20 protein-coding genes and 1 tRNA gene are annotated in these 19345 nt (G+C 31.7%); 10 read left to right on the forward strand and 11 right to left on the reverse strand.

Translation table 11 applies throughout. From position 1 onward, the window contains the following. Together IFB02_RS04925 and IFB02_RS04930 are read left to right on the forward strand one after the other, a co-directional pair. Entirely contained in the window at positions 1–1332 is a 1332-nt protein-coding gene (locus IFB02_RS04925) for a vanadium-dependent haloperoxidase (RefSeq protein WP_106687954.1), read from the forward strand. Positions 1333–1341: 9 nt separating this feature from the next. Further along, positions 1342–2640, forward strand: coding sequence for an MFS transporter (locus tag IFB02_RS04930; protein ID WP_191073090.1), 1299 nt, complete (start codon positions 1342–1344; stop codon positions 2638–2640). Here IFB02_RS04930 and IFB02_RS04935 read toward each other — a convergent pair. The 3 genes from IFB02_RS04935 to rseP form a co-directional block, all read right to left on the reverse strand. After that, positions 2637–3044 carry a hypothetical protein gene (locus IFB02_RS04935; protein ID WP_106687956.1) on the reverse strand — a complete coding sequence of 136 codons (408 nt, stop codon included), beginning with the start codon at positions 3042–3044 and terminating at the stop codon, positions 2637–2639. The two genes, IFB02_RS04930 and IFB02_RS04935, sit on opposite strands and share 4 nt — an antisense overlap. Positions 3045–3093: 49 nt before the next feature. Further along, positions 3094–3167 (reverse strand) — tRNA-Asn (locus IFB02_RS04940). A gap of 72 nt (positions 3168–3239) precedes the next feature. Then, positions 3240–4580: an RIP metalloprotease RseP gene (gene rseP, locus IFB02_RS04945; protein ID WP_106687957.1), complete on the reverse strand. Its 1341-nt coding sequence runs from the start codon at positions 4578–4580 to the stop codon at positions 3240–3242. Between the two features lie 165 nt (positions 4581–4745). Between rseP and IFB02_RS04950 the strand changes: the two genes are divergently transcribed. The 3 genes from IFB02_RS04950 (at position 4746) to feoB (ending at position 7822) form a co-directional block, all read left to right on the forward strand. Next, positions 4746–5420, forward strand: coding sequence for an SCO family protein (locus IFB02_RS04950; protein WP_106687958.1), 675 nt, complete (start codon positions 4746–4748; stop codon positions 5418–5420). A gap of 72 nt (positions 5421–5492) precedes the next feature. After that, the gene (locus IFB02_RS04955; RefSeq protein ID WP_106687959.1) at positions 5493–5726 is read left to right on the forward strand and encodes a FeoA family protein; all 234 of its coding nucleotides are present in this window, start codon (positions 5493–5495) and stop codon (positions 5724–5726) included. Further along, positions 5723–7822: a ferrous iron transport protein B gene (gene feoB / locus IFB02_RS04960; protein WP_106687960.1), complete on the forward strand. Its 2100-nt coding sequence runs from the start codon at positions 5723–5725 to the stop codon at positions 7820–7822. Before IFB02_RS04955 ends, feoB begins: the two co-directional genes overlap by 4 nt. 130 nt (positions 7823–7952) lie before the next feature. On the opposite strand, the gene IFB02_RS04965 is transcribed toward feoB, so the two are convergent. The 3 genes from IFB02_RS04965 to IFB02_RS04975 are packed head-to-tail and all read right to left on the reverse strand — an operon-like array spanning position 7953 to position 9906. Beyond that, positions 7953–8375, reverse strand: coding sequence for a hypothetical protein (locus tag IFB02_RS04965; RefSeq protein ID WP_106687962.1), 423 nt, complete (start codon positions 8373–8375; stop codon positions 7953–7955). A 55-nt stretch (positions 8376–8430) separates the two neighbouring features. Then, positions 8431–9252: a ZIP family metal transporter gene (locus IFB02_RS04970; protein WP_106687963.1), complete on the reverse strand. Its 822-nt coding sequence runs from the start codon at positions 9250–9252 to the stop codon at positions 8431–8433. Next, positions 9253–9906, reverse strand: coding sequence for a metal-dependent transcriptional regulator (locus tag IFB02_RS04975; protein WP_106687964.1), 654 nt, complete (start codon positions 9904–9906; stop codon positions 9253–9255). Positions 9907–10009: 103 nt separating this feature from the next. On the opposite strand from IFB02_RS04975, the gene IFB02_RS04980 reads away from it, so the two are divergent. Beyond that, positions 10010–12262 carry a TonB-dependent receptor gene (locus IFB02_RS04980; protein ID WP_106687965.1) on the forward strand — a complete coding sequence of 751 codons (2253 nt, stop codon included), beginning with the start codon at positions 10010–10012 and terminating at the stop codon, positions 12260–12262. 2 nt (positions 12263–12264) lie between these two features. Here the strand turns inward: IFB02_RS04980 and IFB02_RS04985 are convergent, their stop codons facing one another. Together IFB02_RS04985 and IFB02_RS04990 are read right to left on the reverse strand one after the other, a co-directional pair. Continuing rightward, positions 12265–12675, reverse strand: a complete 411-nt coding sequence (locus tag IFB02_RS04985; protein ID WP_106687966.1) for a hypothetical protein — start codon at positions 12673–12675, stop codon at positions 12265–12267. Positions 12676–12724: 49 nt separating this feature from the next. After that, entirely contained in the window at positions 12725–13513 is a 789-nt protein-coding gene (locus IFB02_RS04990; protein ID WP_106687967.1) for a DnaJ domain-containing protein, read from the reverse strand. A 243-nt stretch (positions 13514–13756) separates the two neighbouring features. Here IFB02_RS04990 and IFB02_RS04995 point away from each other — a divergent pair, with 243 nt between their 5' ends. From IFB02_RS04995 to IFB02_RS05005, 3 genes are all read left to right on the forward strand, one after another. After that, positions 13757–14167 (forward strand): BrxA/BrxB family bacilliredoxin, encoded by a 411-nt coding sequence (locus IFB02_RS04995; protein ID WP_106687968.1) that lies wholly within the window; start codon positions 13757–13759, stop codon positions 14165–14167. An 84-nt stretch (positions 14168–14251) separates the two neighbouring features. Next, positions 14252–14992, forward strand: a complete 741-nt coding sequence (locus tag IFB02_RS05000; protein ID WP_106687969.1) for a lysophospholipid acyltransferase family protein — start codon at positions 14252–14254, stop codon at positions 14990–14992. Further along, positions 14982–15638, forward strand: a complete 657-nt coding sequence (locus tag IFB02_RS05005) for an HD domain-containing protein (RefSeq protein ID WP_106687970.1) — start codon at positions 14982–14984, stop codon at positions 15636–15638. Before IFB02_RS05000 ends, IFB02_RS05005 begins: the two co-directional genes overlap by 11 nt. Before the next feature lies 1 nt (position 15639). Here IFB02_RS05005 and IFB02_RS05010 read toward each other — a convergent pair whose 3' ends face one another. Beyond that, positions 15640–16713 (reverse strand): PA0069 family radical SAM protein, encoded by a 1074-nt coding sequence (locus IFB02_RS05010; RefSeq protein WP_106687971.1) that lies wholly within the window; start codon positions 16711–16713, stop codon positions 15640–15642. 81 nt (positions 16714–16794) lie between these two features. Next, complete coding sequence (locus tag IFB02_RS05015; protein WP_106687972.1) at positions 16795–17664, reverse strand: AraC family transcriptional regulator; 870 nt, start codon at positions 17662–17664, stop codon at positions 16795–16797. A gap of 212 nt (positions 17665–17876) precedes the next feature. Here IFB02_RS05015 and IFB02_RS05020 point away from each other — a divergent pair, with 212 nt between their 5' ends. After that, entirely contained in the window at positions 17877–18479 is a 603-nt protein-coding gene (locus IFB02_RS05020) for a hypothetical protein (RefSeq protein ID WP_106687973.1), read from the forward strand. A gap of 73 nt (positions 18480–18552) precedes the next feature. Here the strand turns inward: IFB02_RS05020 and IFB02_RS05025 are convergent, their stop codons facing one another. Further along, on the reverse strand, positions 18553–19335 hold the full coding sequence (locus IFB02_RS05025; protein WP_106687974.1) for an enoyl-CoA hydratase/isomerase family protein: 783 nt from the start codon (positions 19333–19335) through the stop codon (positions 18553–18555). Between the last annotated feature and the right edge of the window lie 10 nt (positions 19336–19345).

The raw sequence follows: 19345 nt of genomic DNA on the forward strand, positions 1-19345 counted from the left end.
ATGAAAAAACTACTTAACAAAAATTATATACGTCTAGCTTTAATTACACTAATTGTTTCAAGTTGTAGTAAACCAGAACCAATAACTATAACTACAGATCAATATCATGCATCTGTAAATAAGGTTATAGACATCATGATACATGATATATTTTCTCCACCTGTTGCTAGTCGTGTATTTGCATATCCAAATATCACAGCTTACGAAATCTTAGCGCAAAATAGTAACAAACACAAATCACTAGAGGGAAAAGTTACAGGTTACACAGCAATACCAAAAGCAGATGCTAATTCTGGAGTTAATTTAAAATTAGCTGCATTAATGGCTCACTTAGAGATTAGTAGAAGTTTAATTTTTTCTGAAGAAAAGCTAGATGTTTTAAAGGATAGTTTATACACTAATTTTAAAAATACAAATTTAGAAGAGTTTGAAGTCACGCAAACTTACGCCAATAAAGTAATAGATCACGTCAAAGCTTGGATGGATAAAGATAACTACAAACAAACTAGAACAATGCCTAAGTTTACTGTAGATATAGACGATTTATCACGTTGGCAACCAACACCTCCAAATTATATGGATGGTATAGAGCCACATTGGAATAAAATTAGACCATTTTTATTAGATTCGGCAGCACAATTTAAACCAGTTCCGCCACCAACCTTTTCGTTAGAAAAAGATTCTAAGTTTTACGAGGAATTAATGGAAGTCTATAATGTAAGTCAAGACATCACAAAAAAAGGAGATGATTCAGAAGAAATTCAAATAGCACAATTTTGGGATTGTAATCCGTTTGTATCAGTAACTAGAGGTCATTTTATGTTTGCCACAAAAAAAATATCTCCAGGAGCACATTGGATTTTAATAACTCAAATAGCTACAAAAAAGACAAATTCAGATTTTGAAGATACTGTAAATGCGTATGCAAAAACATCTATTGCAATAGCAGATGCGTTTATTAGCTGTTGGGATGAAAAATATAGAAGTAATTTAATACGTCCAGAAACAGTAATTAATCAACATATAGATCCAGATTGGTTACCAATATTACAAACACCACCATTTCCAGAATATGTTAGTGGTCATTCTGTAGTTTCTGGAGCAGCATCTGTAGTTTTAACTGAAATATTTGGAGACAACTTTGCTTTTGATGATGACTCTGAAGTGCCATACGGAATTCCTGTACGTAGTTTCAACTCCTTTTACGACGCTTCTACAGAAGCAGCATTAAGTAGGTTATATGGAGGAATTCACTACAGAGCAGCTATAGACAATGGTTTAGACCAAGGTAAAAAGCTTGGACATTTTGCAGCAAATAAGTTAAATCTTTAATTAGTTATCATGAACATTAGCAAACCTAGATTAAGTTTTTGGCAGATATTAAATATGAATGTTGGTTTTCTTGGAATTCAATATAGCTTTGGACTACAACAAACAGCAATAAATCCAATATTTTTATTTTTAGGAGCTAAAGAAGAAATGCTTCCATTGTTAAACATTGCAGGACCAGTTACCGGACTAATTGTACAACCTATTATTGGTGCTATGTCTGATAAAACTTGGTCTAACCGTTGGGGAAGACGTAAGCCATATTTTCTAATTGGTGCATTACTAGGTAGTATTTGTTTATTTATGTTTCCTTATAGTCCTTATTTATGGTTTGCAGTAGGTTTACTATGGATTTTAGATGTAGGAAACAATATGGCTATGGAGCCTTACCGTGCATTTGTTGGTGATAAATTACCAGAAAAGCAGCTTAGTTTAGGCTATCAAATGCAAAGTTTATTTGTTGGCGCGGGAATACTACTTGCAAATGGATCTATTGTATTATTTCAATATTTATTTGGTAACGATACAGTAGAACAAACTGGTAGCATACCTCAATGGTTATATTATTCATTCTTTATTGGTGCTTTTTTATCCTTGGTAACAATTCTTTGGTCGGTTTTAAAAACTCCAGAAATTCCACCAACAAAAGAAGAAATGAAAGAAATTAACCAAATAAAAAGATTTTCTTTTATAAAGCGTTTAAAATTACCTTTTGTTGAAATTTTTGAAGCTGTAAAAACAATGCCAAAATTTATGTGGAAAATAGGCGGAGTTTATGTGTTCCAATGGTACGCATTATTTATTTATTGGCAATTTACTACACCTCTATTTATGAAGACAATGGGTTATAACATTTCTGAAGCTGGATCTCAAGCTGCTAAAATGAGTTTAACTTATAACACAGTAACTATGTTGGTAGCACTAGCATTAGTACCATTAACATTAAGATTTGGAGGTAAAAAGATATATTCATTAAGTCTAATAGGAACTGCTTTAGCACTATTTATAATTCCTTACATTACAGATCCTTATTTAGTATTACTACCAATGGTTTTATTTGGTATAGGTTGGGCAGCAATGATGGGTATACCTTACACTATGGTTTCTAAAATTGTACCACAAGAACGAAGAGGTGTTTATATGGGAATATTAAACATGATGATTGTAATTCCAATGTTTATACAAACCTTAACTTTTGGTCCTATTTACAAATATCTATTAAACGAAAATGCAATAAATGCAATGCTATTTGCTGGTGCCTTTTTTGGAATAGCAGCAATTTTAGCAATTCGATTAAAGGAAAAAAATTAGTTATTTTTTTCCTTTAATTTCAATTTAGTCCATTTAATGGCGTCTTCTAGATTATCAAAATCTAATATCTGATTTTCTAAAAAACTATTTTCTATTTCTATGACAGATTTTTGCATAGAGGAATGAATCACTGCTGCTAAAGAATTTATTGTAGGAAAGACTTCTTTAATTTTTAAATAGTCTGTAGGAGTTACAGCATAAGAATTAATTCTATTCGAAATGTAACCAAAAGGTCTATCTTGAAAATAATCAGGAATTAATTTTGAGATTTTATAGGCATCATTAATATTAAAACATGCGCCTTCTTTTAATTCGGTAATTAAAAAATCTTCATAAAACCTTACAATACCAAATTCAAAATTATGACGAGCCTTACAAGAATATTGTTCTAAAAAATTTGACATTTAAATATTAAAATAAAAAAAGCCACTTAAAAAAGTGGCTTTAAAATTGCTCCCCCTCTTGGGCTCGAACCAAGGACCCTCTGATTAACAGTCAGATGCTCTAACCAACTGAGCTAAGGAGGAGTGTTTTTTTCGTCGTTGCGAGCGCAAATATATATGTTTTTTTAATTTCTACAAACAATATTTTTAAAAATTTTAATTAAAAATTGCTTTTACAATATCATTACCGTTTGCAAATAATACTAAAGCTATTAAAATAAAGAAACCTACCATTTGGGCTTTTTCTAAAAACTTTTCACTAGGCTTACGTCCAGATACGATTTCATATAATAAAAACATAACATGACCGCCATCTAATGCAGGTATTGGCAATAAATTTAAAACTCCTAACATAATCGATAAAAAGGCTGTTAAACTCCAAAAAGCTGGCCAACTCCAAGTATCTGGAAAAATGTCATAGATAGCCTTAAATCCTCCTACACCTTTATAAGCACCAGTTTTAGGATTAAAAATAGCTTTTAATTGACCAAAATAAGAACTTATTTGACCAGTAAATTTGTTTAAACCTACACCAAAACTTTCTGTAAAAGAATATTCTTTTCTAATAATTTTTAAATAACCTAAGTCTTCAAGTGTCTTTACACTTGTAATGGTTTGGATATCTAATTTTGCGTTATTATCTACTTCTAATGTCCTTTCTATGGTTGAATTATCTCTAAGCAAAACTGCACTTACAGATTGTCCTTTATTTGCCTCTAAAATTGGTTGAATTTGATCAAAATATTGAGCTGGTTGCCCATTAATTGTTTTAAAAATATCTCCCTTTTTTAAGTCTACACTTTTGTTTAACGAAGTATCCAAGACTTGCTTTACAATAAAAGGTTGTCTTAAATCAAACAAACTACGGTCTTTACTAGAAGATAATTGACCTAAAAAATCTACTGGTAAATCTATAGTCTGTTGTGCTCCGTCTCTAGAGATTGTCACGTTATTAGCGCCTATAATATTTTTTCTTATATCAGATTCAAACTCAATTGCTTCTCCATCTATCTTAACAATTTTATCACCTGTTTTAAATCCTATATCTTTTAAAATTTGATTTTCGATTAAAAAACCATCTTTTATACTTGTTGCAGAAATATCTGAATCGCCATAAGCAAAAGACGCTACAATGTAAATTATTAAAGCCAATAGAAAGTTTACAAAAACACCGCCTAACATAATAATTAAACGTTGCCAAGCTGGTTTAGATCTAAATTCCCACGGTTGTGGCTCTTGTGCCATTTGCTCGGTATCCATACTTTCGTCAATCATTCCAGAGATTTTAACATAACCTCCTAACGGTAACCATCCTATACCGTAAACCGTTTCGCCTATTTTCTTCTTGAATAAAGAGTATTTTACATCAAAAAAAAGGTAAAACTTTTCGACTCTAGTTTTAAACGCTTTTGCAGGGATAAAATGTCCTAATTCGTGAAGGACAATAAGTAAAGATAAGCTTAATAAAAATTGCCCTATTTTTATGATAAATTCCATTTAGTATAATTATTCTATAGTAGTCGGCAAAAGTAAGTATTTAACCTTAGTATTAAAAACTTATACCTCTATGGTTTACGTTTATTAACAAATTTTATGAGCTTTATCATAAAGTTAATCGTCTAATTAGTCGTATTTTTGTAATCTCAATTTAAAATCTTAGTCATGCTTTCGTTTTTTAAAGCGTATAAAAAATTTGCTATTGTTTTTGGTATAATTTCAATTATAATTATTTCAATATTTTACAGCATTTTAAATGTAGAAAAACCTTTACCAATTTATCAACCTGCAATGGTAAGTACAGAGTTGGTAGATAGCACCATTCAACACCAAATAAAATATCATAAAATAGCCGATTTTAGTTTAATCAACCAAAACGGAGATACTATTACCCAAGCGACTTATAAAGATAAAATTTACGTTGCCGATTTCTTTTTTACAACCTGTCAAACCATTTGCCCAATTATGACAGATAACATGGTAGATATTCAAAAAGAAATTAAAAATGACGAAGAAGTTTTGCTTCTATCACATTCTGTAACACCACAAATTGACAGTGTAGCACAGCTAAAACGCTACGCTATTAAAAAAGGCGTTATTGATAGTAAATGGAATTTAGTAACCGGAGATAAAGGCGAAATTTACCGATTAGCAAGAAAAAGTTATCTCGCAGTTAAAGACGATGGAATGCCAGACGATTACGGCATGGTACATACCGAAAACTTTATGCTAATAGACAAAAAAAGACAAATTAGAGGCTATTACGATGGTACTAAAAAAGATGAAATTAAACGCCTTTTAAAAGATTTAAAAACGCTAAAAAAAGAATACCAAGATTAGTTTTTAGCTTTCAATTTTTTTAGGCTAAAATTTTCCATTACTTTTGCTTCTTTAAAATCAATCTAAATAAGCTTGAATCATACACTTGACACATTAAAAAAAGGAGAAATCGCTACTATAATAGATGTCTCTTCTAAACATATTCCTCTAAAACTTTTAGAAATGGGATGTTTGCCCGGTAATAGTGTTCAATTGGTTCAATTAGCGCCTTTTGCAGATCCAATGTATTTAAACATTAACGGTAGTCATCTGGCAATTAGAAAAGAAACTGCTATTCATATTTTAATTGAAAAAGAAACGGTATGAGTAAGCAAATTAATGTCGCTTTAATAGGTAACCCTAATACAGGTAAAACTTCTGTTTTTAATGCCTTAACAGGATTAAATCAAAAAGTTGGAAACTATCCAGGAATTACTGTTGAAAAAAAAGAAGGTATCTGTAAATTACCAAGAGGCGTTAAAGCGCACATCATTGATTTACCAGGAACTTATAGTCTTAATGCATCTTCGTTAGACGAAAATGTAGTTATCGAACTTCTTTTAAATAAAAACGACAAAGATTTTCCTGACGTTGCTGTAGTAGTAAGTGATGTAGAAAATTTAAAACGAAATCTTTTACTTTTCACACAAATAAAAGATTTAGAAATTCCAACCATCCTTGTGATTAATATGGCAGATAGGATGAGTTACAAAGGTATTTCTTTAGATATTCCTTATTTAGAGCAAGAGTTAAATACCAAAATTGCCTTAATAAGCACAAGAAAAAAACAAGGTATAGAAGGCTTAAAAGATCTAATTTCTAATTACAAAGACATTTCTACAACACCTTGCTTACATGCGTCTGAGATTGATTCTGATTACTTTGACAAACTACGCAAAGCTTTTCCTAACCAATTACTTTATAAATTATGGTTGGTGATTACTCAAGATGTTAATTTCGGAAAAACTGATAGAAACGAAATTGAAGCTATTGCTAGTTTTAAAACCAAATCTAAAAGTGATTTAAAACGTTTACAGCAAAAAGAAACCATAAAACGTTACCAATTTATTAATAACACTTTAAAAATTGGACAAACCATAGATGCAAGTCAGGCTAAAGATTTACGTACAAGATTAGACCGTATCTTAACTCATAAAATATTTGGATACGCCATCTTTTTTATGATTTTGTTGCTAATCTTCCAAGCAATATACGATTGGTCTGCTGTACCAATGGATTTTATTGATAGTACGTTTGCTAGTCTTAGTGATTGGGTTAAAAACACATTACCAGAAGGCGCATTTACTAATTTATTAGCCGAAGGTATTATTTCTGGACTTGGCGGTATTGTTATTTTTATTCCGCAAATCGCATTTTTATTTCTCTTCATAGCTATACTAGAAGAAAGTGGTTACATGAGTCGTGTGGTTTTTTTAATGGATCGTATTATGCGACGTTTTGGACTAAGCGGTAAAAGTATTGTCCCACTAATTTCTGGAACTGCATGTGCCATTCCAGCAATTATGGCAACTCGTAATATAGAAAGCTGGAAAGAACGTCTAATCACCATTTTAGTAACACCTTTTACAACGTGTTCGGCTAGATTACCTGTCTATTTAATTATCATTTCTTTAGTGATTCCAGAAGGACGATTTTTAGGTTTAAGCTACCAAGCATTAACCTTAATGTTGTTGTATTTACTAGGTTTTGGTACTGCAATTATTTCGGCATACATTTTAAATAAGGTGCTAAAAATTAAAAGTAAAACGTTTTTTGTAGTAGAAATGCCAAACTACAAATTACCATTATTTAAAAATGTTGGATTAACAGTATTAGAAAAAACAAAGTCGTTTGTTTTTGGTGCTGGTAAAATTATTTTAGCGATCTCAATTATTCTTTGGGTTTTAGCGTCTTATGGTCCTGGAGAAAACTTTAATAATGCTGAAGACATTATAAAAACCGAATACGCGTCGCAAAATTTATCTCAAGACGAATTAGACCAAAAAATAGCATCTCATAAATTAGAACATTCTTTTATAGGATTAACAGGTCGCGCAATAGAACCTGTAATACGACCTTTAGGTTACGACTGGAAAATAGGGATAGCAATTGTAAGTAGCTTTGCAGCTCGCGAAGTGTTTGTTGGTACATTAGCGACCATTTATAGCGTAGGTAATGATGATGAAGACACTATAAAAAACCGAATGGCAGGTGAAGTAAATCCAATACTTGGCGGACCATTATTTAATTTTGCATCTGGTATTTCTTTATTATTATTCTATGCGTTTGCAATGCAATGTATGAGTACGTTGGCAATTGTAAAACGAGAAACAAACAGCTGGAAGTGGCCAGTTTTACAGCTTGTAATTATGACGTCAATTGCTTATATTACTGCTTTACTAGCTTTTCAATTTTTAAAATAAAATGAATACGTTACAAAATATATTAGTTTTTTTAACCTTTGGCTTTGCACTATACTTTTTAATAAAAAAATACTTCTTTAAAAAGAAAACAAAAAAGGCATGTGGAAGTGACAATTGTGGTTGTAATTAACTAATCAATCACATGTAACTGAAGCACATAATCTTCAGGTTTTGTTTTACTAGTACTTACAGGATAAGGCAATAAATCTACACCTTCTATAGAGTATTTAGCTGAAGACTGATCAACAACTATTGGATTTTTTAGATTAGCATAAGGTGTTATCGTGATGGTTTTTTGTTCTAGGACTTTTCCTTGTTTTAAAATAGACACTAAAACTTCTGCTTTTCCAGCCCAAACACAAGTAACATCTTTTGGACAACGCGAATCTGAAATCACTTTTATAAATTTCACCTCAACATCTTCATAACTAAAGGCTTTTCCAGACTTTAAATTAGTTACAATTTTTGGTGCTTTTACTGCTATTGCAATAGAGTCTTGTGCTTTAACAGTAGCACTAAAACATAGTATTAAGGCAAAATAAAATAGTTTCATAAAAATTAGCTTAACATGTTGTCAATATGATAAATATAACCAAAATCTTGCCAACTTATCCTAAAGCCACATCCAAGGTCATCATGACAATAAATCCACCAATAAATCCAAGGGTTGCTATGTCTGTATATTTATCTCTTTGTGTTTCTGGCACGACTTCTTCTACAACTACAAAAATCATAGCGCCTGCAGCAAAAGCTAATGCATAAGGTAAAATTGGAATAAAAAAGGTAACTGCAACAGCACCAATAACTGCAAAAATAGGCTCGACAATTGCACTCATCTGTCCATACCAAAAACTTTTAAACTTACTTACGCCTTGACGTCTTAATGGCATAGAAACAGCTAAACCTTCTGGAAAATTTTGTATTCCAATTCCCAATGCCAAAGCAACAGCGCCACCAATACTAGCTTCTGGTATTCCTGCAGCAACGCCTCCAAAAAGCACACCAACTGCTAAACCTTCTGGTATGTTATGTAATGCAATTGCTAATACTAATAAGGTTGTTCTGTGCCAAGGAGATTTTACGCCTTCTTTTTCGCTTTCTTTAAAATTGATATGTAAATGCGGTAATACTTTATCTAATCCAAAAATAAATAATGCGCCTAAAGCAAATCCTACCGCAGCAGGAATCACTTTTACAAATCCTTCGCCAGGACTCATTTCTATTCCTGGTGCTAATAAGCTCCAAAAACTGGCAGCAACCATAACGCCACCTGTAAAACCTAGCATACCATCTAACAAAGCTCTATTCATTCCTTTAAAAAGAAATACTAAAGAAGCTCCTGCAGCTGTAACTATCCATGTGAATAACGATGCATACAACGCTCCTAAAATTGGGTCTATAGACTCAAAATATTGTACAATACTATCCATTTATACTAGTTTTATGTAAATGTTATTTGAAATTAATTTAGAAATTTGAAGTGTTTTGTCTTCAATTTTTATAGTCATAGAGTCGTCAAACTTTTCTTTTCCAACCACTTCAATAGAAGTTCCTAAGGCTATATTATGTTTACTTAGATATTTTAAAAAATCTGATGAAGAATCGTTTACACCAACACAAACACCAACACTGTTAATGTTTACTTTAGATAAAATTGTTTTTTCTCTTGTAACCATATTTCCGTTTTTATCCGGAATTGGATCTCCATGCGGATCATGCGTAGGAAACTCTAAAAACGCATCCAATTGATTGACTAATTTATCAGATTTAATATGCTCTAATTGCTCTGCTACATCGTGCACTTCGTCCCAAGTAAAATTAAGCTTTTGCACTAAAAACACTTCCCAAAGTCTATGTTTTCTAATAATTGAAGTCGCTACAATTTTACCATCTTTTGTTAGGCTAACACCTTGATATTTTACGTAATTTACCAAGTTTTTTTCGGCTAATTTTTTAACCATATCGGTTACAGAAGACGCTTTGGTCTCCATTTGCTCTGCAATTGCATTGGTGCTTACTGCTGTTGTACCATGCTTACCAAGATGATAAATTGCTTTTAAATAATTCTCTTCAGATAAAGTCACTAGTTCATTTTTAGATAAACAAAGATACAAATTTTTATATTCAAAAACATATTTTTAGACAAGACTAAAAATATGTTTATATTTGCATAAAAATAATTAACTAATGAAGCTAGTTTCGCTCTTAATATCTCTTTTTTCTGTAATATGTGTAGCTCAAAATACATATACAATTTCTGGTACAGTTTCTTCAGAAAACGGAAGTATACCTTACTCTAACGTTTATTTGGAAAACACCAAAATTGGAACTACAACAAATGAAAACGGTTATTTCGAAATTAAAAACATCGCAAGTGGCAATTATACAATTGTTGCATCTTATGTTGGTTTTAAAACTGAAAAGAAACAAATTACAGTTGATAAAAACTTTAAAAACCTATCATTTCAACTTATAAATGACCAATCTTTAGATGAAGTCGTAGTTTCTGGAACATTAAAAGCGGTAAACCGATTAGAAAGTGCTGTTCCAGTAGAAGTGTATACGCCAACATTTTTCAAAAAAAACCCAACTCCAAATATTTTTGAAGCGTTGCAAAACGTAAACGGTGTAAGACCTCAACTTAATTGTAATGTGTGTAATACTGGCGATATACACATTAACGGACTTGAAGGTCCATACACCTTAGTAATGATAGATGGTATGCCGATAGTTAGTGGTTTATCTACTGTTTATGGTTTATCTGGTATACCAAACTCTTTAATAGAACAAGTCGAAATTGTTAAAGGTCCTGCATCTTCTTTATACGGTAGCGAAGCAGTTGGTGGATTAATAAATATTATCACAAAAAGTCCAGAGAATGCGCCAACGGTTTTTGCAGATAGTTTTATAAATTCTTGGGGCGAACTTAATGTTGACGCTGGTTTTAAAGCAAAAGTTGGCGAAAAAGCAACGTTACTGTTTGGAACTAACTACTTTAAATATGATAATCCAATAGATAATAACAACGATAATTTTACAGATTTGACGCTTCAAGACCGAATTTCAATATTTAATAAATGGGATTTTAAACGACAAGATAACCGCATATTTTCTATTGCTGGACGTTATTTTTATGAAGATAGATATGGCGGCGAATTACAATGGAATAAAAGTTTTCGTGGTGGAAACGAAGTTTACGGCGAAAGCATTTACACTAGCCGATTTGAAATTTTAGGTAAGTATCAATTACCAGTTAATGAGCATATCAATCTGCAATTTTCATATTCTGATCATGACCAAAACTCAGTATATGGAGATACGCCATACTTAGCAAAACAACGTATTGGTTTTACGCAATTGGTTTGGGATAAACCTTTAAAAAATCACGATTTATTATTTGGTGCAGCGTTACGATACAACTATTATAACGACAATACAACAGCGACTTTAAATGCAGATGAAGTTACCATACCTTCTCTTTTTGTTCAAGATGAAATTAAGCTAAACGACAAACAAAATTTATTGTTTGGGTTAAGATATGATTATGATAACCGACATGGATCTATTCTAACACCTCGTATTGCTTACAAATACAAACCAACCGAAGACGATATTATTAGACTAAATGCAGGAACAGGTTTTAGAGTTGTAAACCTTTTTACCGAAGATCATGCTGCATTAACTGGTGCAAGAGATGTAATAATTGAAGAAACTTTAGATCCAGAACAATCGTACAATATTAACCTTAACTATCTAAAGAAATTTTACACTAAAAAAGGTATGATTTTCACTTTAGATGCTTCGGCTTGGTATACTTATTTTACTAATGCCATTTTACCAGATTATGATACTAATCCTAATCAAATTATTTACGATAATTTAGATGGACATTCTGTTTCTAAAGGGTTAAGCTTAAACTTTGATGCTATTTTTGCAACAGGTTTTAAAGCAAATATTGGTGCGACAGTACAAGATGTTACCCAAACTGAAAACAACATAACGACACGACAAATTTTAACCGAACGTTTTACAGGAACTTGGGGAATATCATATAAACATTATCCAACGCATCTAACCATTGATTATACGGGTAATGTTTATGGACCAATGCGTTTACCAACTTTAGGCGATTTAGATCCAAGACAAGACTACTCGCCTACTTGGAGCATACAAAACATACAATTAACCTACGATAAGTTTAAAAACCTTGACATTTATGGTGGCGTAAAAAACTTACTAGACTGGACACCAAATAAAGGCAACCCTTTTATCATTGCTAGAGCAAACGATCCTTTTGACGAGAATGTTCAATTTGATAATAATGGTAATGTTGTTGCAACACCAGATAACCCTTATGCATTAACCTTTGACCCATCTTATGTCTATGCACCAAACCAAGGAATTAGAGTGTTTTTTGGGATGCGTTATACTTTAAAGTAATTCTATTGTTTTTCTAAAGTCATACCTTTTACCCAAAACAAGTTAGATTGATAAAAACGTAAGGCTGTTTTAATAACTCTATCCGATGTGTCTCTTGGTGATTTAGATATGTATCTTGCTTTAGTTTCATTAAAATCTAAAGTGAAAGTATCGTCTAAAGATGTAGATGAAAAAGAAACAACCTTTTTATCTATTTGCCAATGTCCTTTACCGTAAGTGTTGGTTTCTTTAGGTATTCCGTTTTCATCTCTTTTATAATTATGAAAGCTGAAAGTTCCGTCTTGATGTAACGTTAAGGTACGCTTTAATTCAAATTGTTCAGAATTTGTATGCAAAAGGTACACGCCAGAAATATCTTGCGCTGTGCTTGAAACACTCCAAATAAAAAATAAAAGAGCAATGCTATATTTCATATTAAAAAAATTGAAAAGTTGACTTCTATATTAATCACAGGAAGACAAATTAAAACCCACGTTCTTTCTGTAACTGTTCGTAAGCTTTTTGTACTTGTCTAAACTTCGCTTCTGCGCCTTGTTTGTGTTCGTCGCCAAGATGCTCTACACGATCAGGATGATATTTCATCACCATTTTACGATACGCTCTTTTTATTTGGTCTACAGTTGCAGTTTTATCTATTTCTAAAATTTTATACGCATTATCTGATTGATTATAAAACATCGCTTTTATACTATTATAATCACGACTGCTAATTCCTAAATAACCTGCAATGGTATAGATTTGACGCTCTTCTTCATCTATAACAATCTCATCTGCTTGTGCGATACCAAATAAAAAATGAAGCAGTTGTAAACGCGCTGCATGATCCATCATAGTTTTGATTTGCAAACAAACTTGACGCGTATTTATACTTTGATTATTAATTTGTTTAAATAATCTAAAGGCTTTGTTAGCTCTGTCCTTGCCATACATTTCTACAAACTTCATACGAACATAATCAAGCTCACGTTGGTCTTGACTACCATCTGCTTTTATCACTACAGAAGCTAAGATTAGTAAACTAACTTCAAAATCTCCTGATGTTGTTTGCGCTCTTTTTTGTTGTTGTGTACGGTAATCTGGTCGTGTTCTGTATTTTGGTCTTTGTTGTTTTGGTTGTCCGTCACCTAACAAAGTTCCTTTACCATCTGCAAATGCGTCGCCAATACTACCTAATGCTAATCCGATTATTGCACCAATTGGTCCACCTAAAGACCATCCTAAAGTGGCACCAATCCATTTTAATCCGCTCATTAATTTGTTTTTGTTGTAAATATAACACTTTGTAAGTATACTTTTTGTTGGTTTTGTTACTGGTTTTGGCAGATAAGACGCGTTAAGGATAGAGGCTTTGTTGGAGCGCCTTGCAAAGCGCGACTGCCGATAGCCTGACCTTATGACACCATAGGTGTTATCAGGTAACGCCAAAATAACTTTTGCATGGTTTTTGTTTATCTTTGCACAGAATAGATTTATAAATAAAAAAATTTCATAAATATGTATCCAGCAGAATTAGTAAAACCAATGCGCGAAGACTTAACAAACGTTGGTTTTGAAGAATTACATACACCTGAAGCTGTAGAAGCTGCATTAGCAAAAGAAGGTACAACGTTAGTAGTTGTAAATTCGGTTTGTGGTTGTGCTGCTGCTAACGCACGTCCAGGAGCAAAAATGAGTTTAAACAATCCTAAAAAACCTGACTATGCGGTTACGGTTTTTGCTGGTGTTGATAAAGAAGCTACTAATGTTGCTAGACAACATATGGTACCGTTTCCTCCAAGCTCACCAAGTATGGCGCTTTTTAAAAATGGCGAATTAGTACACATGTTAGAAAGACATCATATTGAAGGTAGACCAGCAGAACTTATTGCTCAAAACCTTATGGATGCTTATAACGAGCATTGCTAAGCCTTTATAACGATAAAGTATTATTTAAAAGCCACGATTTTTTATCGTGGTTTTTTTATTTTTGAAACTTAAAAATCACTACAAATGAGAAAACTTTTAGCTTATCCGTTAACTTGTATTTACTTCCTATTTTTTGGGTTAAGCTTACTTGTTTTTCATCCAATACAATGGTTTTGTTTTAATGTGTTTGGCTATCAAACGCATAAAAAAAGTGTAGATTATCTTAATTTTTGCTTGACACGTTGCTTGCATTTCTTAGGCTGTAGCTATCAGTTTAAAGTGCCAAGCGATTTACCTAAAAATGTTCCAGTAATTATTGTGGCTAATCACCAAAGCATGAACGATATTCCGCCAATAATCTGGTTTATGAGACGTTTTCATGTTAAGTTTATTAGCAAAAAGGAATTAGGTAAAGGTTTACCAAGTGTATCTTATAATCTACGACATGGCGGATCGGTTTTAATAGATCGTAAAGACGCCAAACAAGCACTTAGTAAGATTAAAGAAATGGCAAACTATATAGAAACTCATAATCGTGGAGTTGTTATTTTTCCTGAAGGTACGCGTAGTCGTGATGGACAACCAAAACCATTTCAAACTCGTGGATTAACCACATTAATTGAGCATGCACCAAATGCATATATTTTCCCTGTTACGATAAATAATTCCTGGAAAACATTGATTTACGGGAAATTTCCTATGGGAATTGGTTACCGTCTAAAATATACGATTCATAAACCATTAAAGGTGAGTGATTTCGATACTCAAACACTTATTGAAACCACTGAAAACACCATTAAAAACGCCATCACTTTTGAAAAATAATCAAATTATTGAAGCTACTAAAACCTTTGTAAAAACCACTTTAAAAGATGCTGAAGGCGGACACGATTGGTTTCATACAGAACGTGTTTACAAGAATGCGTTATTAATTAGTAAAGGTGAAACGGTAGACGAGTTAGTTGTTGCACTTGGTGCCTTATTACACGACATTGCAGACAGCAAATTTAACAATGGAGATGATACTATTGGACCTAAAATAGCTGGAGAATTTTTAATGAAACAAAACGTATCTACCAAAGTAATTAATCACGTTATTAAAATTATTGAAAACGTGTCTTTTAGTTCTAATATAGATAAGACTGATGCATTTAAGTCTAAAGAATTAGAAGTGATACAAGACGCAGATCGTTTGGATGCGCTTGGTGCTATTGGTATTGCACGTACCTTTAATTATGGTGGATTTAAAAATAGAGCACTTTACAATCCTGATATTAAACCTAATTTAAACCTTACAAAAGACGAATATAAAGCATCTACTGCACCAAGTATAAATCATTTTTACGAAAAATTATTATTGTTAAAAGACAAAATGAATACCAAAACTGGTCGTAAAATTGCTGAAGAAAGACACAATTACATGGTCGATTTTTTAAAGCAGTTTTATGCTGAATGGCATGGTGAGAAGTAGTTTAAAATAACTTTAATTGTCCGTCTTTATAACTTTCGTGTAGGTTTGTATTTAATGTTGGCATTGCTTTATCCTTAAAATATTTAAGTTTAGCTAATTGCATTAAATCTGAAACTTGTTTTGCTATATTACCTTCACCTTTCATGCGAGTTGCAAATCTAGAATCGTTTAAATTTCCGTTGTGACAATCTTTAATTTGATTAAGTACTTTCTCTGCTTTATCGGGCATTTTTTTCTGTATCCAATCTGTAAATACTTGCCCAATTGCACCGTTAAGCCTTACTATAGTGTGTCCAATACTTAATGCTCCAGCTTCACTTACTGCTTTTGCTAATGGTAAAATTTCATGACTGTTTATAGATGGAATTATTGGTGCCAACATAACATTAACAGGTATATTATTTTCGCTTAAAATTTTTACAGTTTCAAGTCGTTTTTTTATGGTAGCTGTTCTTGGTTCTAATACACGTCGTGTTTGCTCTGATAAAGATGTAATCGAAATATTTACACTTATTAACTGGTCTTTTTGTAATGCTTTTAAAAGATCTAAATCTCTTAAAACCAACGCATTTTTAGTAATTATAGATACTGGATGTTTGTATTTTAAAAATAACTCTAAACATTTTCTGGTTATTTTAAATTGCTTTTCGGCTGGTTGGTAGCAATCTGTATTGCCAGACATAACTATGGTTTGCGCGTTCCAAGATTTCTTTTTTAAAATAGTTTCTAATAATTGTGGTGCATTTTTTTTTACCAGAATACGTCTTTCAAAATCTAAACCTGCGCTATAGCCCCAAAATTCATGACTATTTCTTGCGTAACAATAAATACATCCATGCTCGCAACCTTGATACATATTCATAGAATACGACATACCAACATCTGGAGATTTTACTTTATTTACTATGGTTTTTGGATAGACTTCTAAATATTGTGTTTTGTCATTATCTGCTAATTCGCCTTCTTTTTCACAATACTCTAAAAAATCGGCTCTAATTTCATGTGACAATTCAAAAAAACGATTGCTTATATTTTGCTGCGCGCCACGTCCTTTTTTAATCGAATTATTCAACATATTTTATAATTTTTTGTAAAATTACAAAACATAAATTCGTAATTAATCATTTTACAAATTAATTATCAACATCATGTTTGATTAACCTATAAGATGTTGCATTTCGCTTCTGTAATGCGAAGCGCTTTTACCTGTATTTTCTTTGAAGATTTTATTAAAATGAGAAAAGTTATTAAATCCAGACTCAAAACAAATATCGGTTATACTAATTTTACTTTCTAACAGCAATTTTGTTGCGTGTACAACTCTATATTCATTCACTAATTGCGTAAAAGTTTTTCCTGTTGCTTTTTTAAAATACCTACAAAAGGCAGGAACTGTCATACTAACTTGGTCTGCAACTTCTTCTAAACTTATATGATTTTGAAAATTTGCATTAATGTGTTTAAATATTTTATCAATTTTTAAACTGTCTTGTGGCTGAGTTTCAAAAGCATAACCATCTGCATTTAAAATAACATAATCTTTGGCTTGAGATAATAAGTGTAATATTTCTAATAGTTTAATTACACGTTTTGGACCATTATGTTTTGGCAACTTTTCTATCTTTGGTCCTACTATCTTTTTAGTTTCTGGTTTAAATAAAATTCCTTTTTTTGCTTTTTCTAACAAAATAGCAATGCTAGCCATTTCTGGAATATTAAAAAATTGATCACCCAAAAACTCTGGTCTAAATTGAATTAATGTTTCTTTACCTTTAGATGTTAATCGATCTGTAAATCCATTATGAGGTAAATTAGAACCAATTAATATTAATTGACTGTTATTAAAATAGGATAAATGACTTCCAATGTGACGCTTCCCTTTACCTTTATTTACATAAACTAACTCTATCTCTGGATGAAAATGCCAAAATGCATCACTTCTTTTACGCTTTTTTGTTTTTTGTACAGCTGTAATAGAACTTCCAAAGTCTGGTGTAATTTTTTCAAATGTTGGTTTTTGTAACACTTAATTAAAGTCGTTTAATTAGATAGCAAATTTACAATATTTACTTTTTATAATCTATACCAAATTACCTCAGAAATATACTATATTAACCTATATCGTTTTCGTAGCACTTATTGAGGTTAAAATAGTATATATTTTGACCAATATAGATGTTTTTTAAGGTTAGCTTTGGGCATACATTTGCATCATAACCCTCATAAAAAAGAAAAATTATGAAAAATCTAATTAAAAAAAGCGCCTTAGTAGTTGCTGTATTAATTACTACTTTAAGTGTTGCAAACGAAGACAAGACATTTAGCGTTAATGCAAATGCAGAAAAAACGACGGTTACTATTAAAAATGTAGATCAAGGACAACAATTATCTATTATAGACAACAACAATATTGTTATTTATAAAGAGAGAATAACTAAAAAAGGTTTATACCACAAAGTATTTGATTTAACTGCTTTACCAGATGGTAATTATTATTTTGAATTAAATAAAGATTTAGCAATTCACACAATACCGTTTAATGTGATTTACAATCAAGTTACTTTTGAAAAAGCTAAAGAAACTATTGTTTACAAACCATCTGTAAGAGTTAAAGACAATTTAGTTTTAGTGTCTCAATTATCATTAGACAAGTCACCATTAAACATCGAATTATTATTTGACAAAAACAATACTGGCAACTTCGAACTTATACATGAAGATAAGTTAACAGATGCTGTTTCTCTTGAAAAGATTTATAAATTATCTGAAAATGAAAAAGGGAATTACAAATTAATATTCACCACTGAAGGTAGAGTATTTGAAAAGAAATTTAACTTCTAGTTAGTTAGATTTAGTTGAAAAATAAAAAGTGAGCTTGTTAGGCTCACTTTTTTTATGCAGTTAATTTTACTGTTTATTTACCAGGAAAATCTGCTTTTCTTTTTTCTAAAAATGCTGTTGTACCTTCTTTAAAATCTTCGGTACCAAAACAAGCTCCAAATTGCTCAATTTCTACTTCAAATCCATTTACGCCATCTTTGTAATTTGCGTTAACCGCTTGTATAGCTTTACCAATAGCTACGCTAGAATTTTTCATAATTTTTCCAGCAATTTTTTCTGCTAGAGGCAATAATTCGTCTTGAGTTACCACGTGATTTACTAAACCATAACTTAACGCAGTTTGTGCATCTATCATTCCTGCAGTCATTACCATTTCCATAGCACGACCTTTACCTATTAATTGTGGTAAGCGTTGTGTACCACCATAACCAGGAATTACACCTAAACTTACTTCTGGTAAGCCCATTTTTGCATTATCACTTGCTATTCTAAAATGAGCAGACATAGCTAATTCTAATCCGCCACCAAGTGCAAAACCGTTAACAGCTGCAATTACAGGTGTACTTAAATTTTGAACAAAATCGAATAAAATTTCTTGTCCTTTGGCTGCTAATTTTCCGCCATTTTCTATATCAAAATTAGCAAACTCACTAATATCTGCACCAGCAACAAAAGCTTTTTCGCCACTACCAGTAACTATAATCACTTTAGTGTCTTTGTCCTGATTTGCTGCGTTAAAAGCTTGATGAAGCTCTTCTATGGTTGCTTTATTTAAAGCATTTAACTTTGATGGTCTGTTAATTGTAATGGTAGTAATACCTTGATTGGTTGTACTTAATATATTTTCAAAATTCATAATAGAAATG

It is taken from the genome of Mesoflavibacter profundi (genome assembly GCF_014764305.1).
GTDB classification, from domain to species: domain Bacteria; phylum Bacteroidota; class Bacteroidia; order Flavobacteriales; family Flavobacteriaceae; genus Mesoflavibacter; species Mesoflavibacter profundi.

What these genes read in the sequence shown, in the direction of transcription:
- IFB02_RS04925 (WP_106687954.1), top strand. Translation starts at nt 1, where the DNA reads ATGAAAAAACTACTTAACAAAAATTATATACGTCTAGCTTTAATTACA.
- IFB02_RS04930 (WP_191073090.1), top strand. Translation starts at nt 1,342, where the DNA reads ATGAACATTAGCAAACCTAGATTAAGTTTTTGGCAGATATTAAATATG.
- IFB02_RS04935 (WP_106687956.1), bottom strand. Translation starts at nt 3,044, where the DNA reads ATGTCAAATTTTTTAGAACAATATTCTTGTAAGGCTCGTCATAATTTT.
- rseP (WP_106687957.1), bottom strand. Translation starts at nt 4,580, where the DNA reads ATGGAATTTATCATAAAAATAGGGCAATTTTTATTAAGCTTATCTTTA.
- IFB02_RS04950 (WP_106687958.1), top strand. Translation starts at nt 4,746, where the DNA reads ATGCTTTCGTTTTTTAAAGCGTATAAAAAATTTGCTATTGTTTTTGGT.
- feoB (WP_106687960.1), top strand. Translation starts at nt 5,723, where the DNA reads ATGAGTAAGCAAATTAATGTCGCTTTAATAGGTAACCCTAATACAGGT.
- IFB02_RS04965 (WP_106687962.1), bottom strand. Translation starts at nt 8,375, where the DNA reads ATGAAACTATTTTATTTTGCCTTAATACTATGTTTTAGTGCTACTGTT.
- IFB02_RS04970 (WP_106687963.1), bottom strand. Translation starts at nt 9,252, where the DNA reads ATGGATAGTATTGTACAATATTTTGAGTCTATAGACCCAATTTTAGGA.
- IFB02_RS04980 (WP_106687965.1), top strand. Translation starts at nt 10,010, where the DNA reads ATGAAGCTAGTTTCGCTCTTAATATCTCTTTTTTCTGTAATATGTGTA.
- IFB02_RS04985 (WP_106687966.1), bottom strand. Translation starts at nt 12,675, where the DNA reads ATGAAATATAGCATTGCTCTTTTATTTTTTATTTGGAGTGTTTCAAGC.
- IFB02_RS04990 (WP_106687967.1), bottom strand. Translation starts at nt 13,513, where the DNA reads ATGAGCGGATTAAAATGGATTGGTGCCACTTTAGGATGGTCTTTAGGT.
- IFB02_RS04995 (WP_106687968.1), top strand. Translation starts at nt 13,757, where the DNA reads ATGTATCCAGCAGAATTAGTAAAACCAATGCGCGAAGACTTAACAAAC.
- IFB02_RS05000 (WP_106687969.1), top strand. Translation starts at nt 14,252, where the DNA reads ATGAGAAAACTTTTAGCTTATCCGTTAACTTGTATTTACTTCCTATTT.
- IFB02_RS05010 (WP_106687971.1), bottom strand. Translation starts at nt 16,713, where the DNA reads ATGTTGAATAATTCGATTAAAAAAGGACGTGGCGCGCAGCAAAATATA.
- IFB02_RS05020 (WP_106687973.1), top strand. Translation starts at nt 17,877, where the DNA reads ATGAAAAATCTAATTAAAAAAAGCGCCTTAGTAGTTGCTGTATTAATT.
- IFB02_RS05025 (WP_106687974.1), bottom strand. Translation starts at nt 19,335, where the DNA reads ATGAATTTTGAAAATATATTAAGTACAACCAATCAAGGTATTACTACC.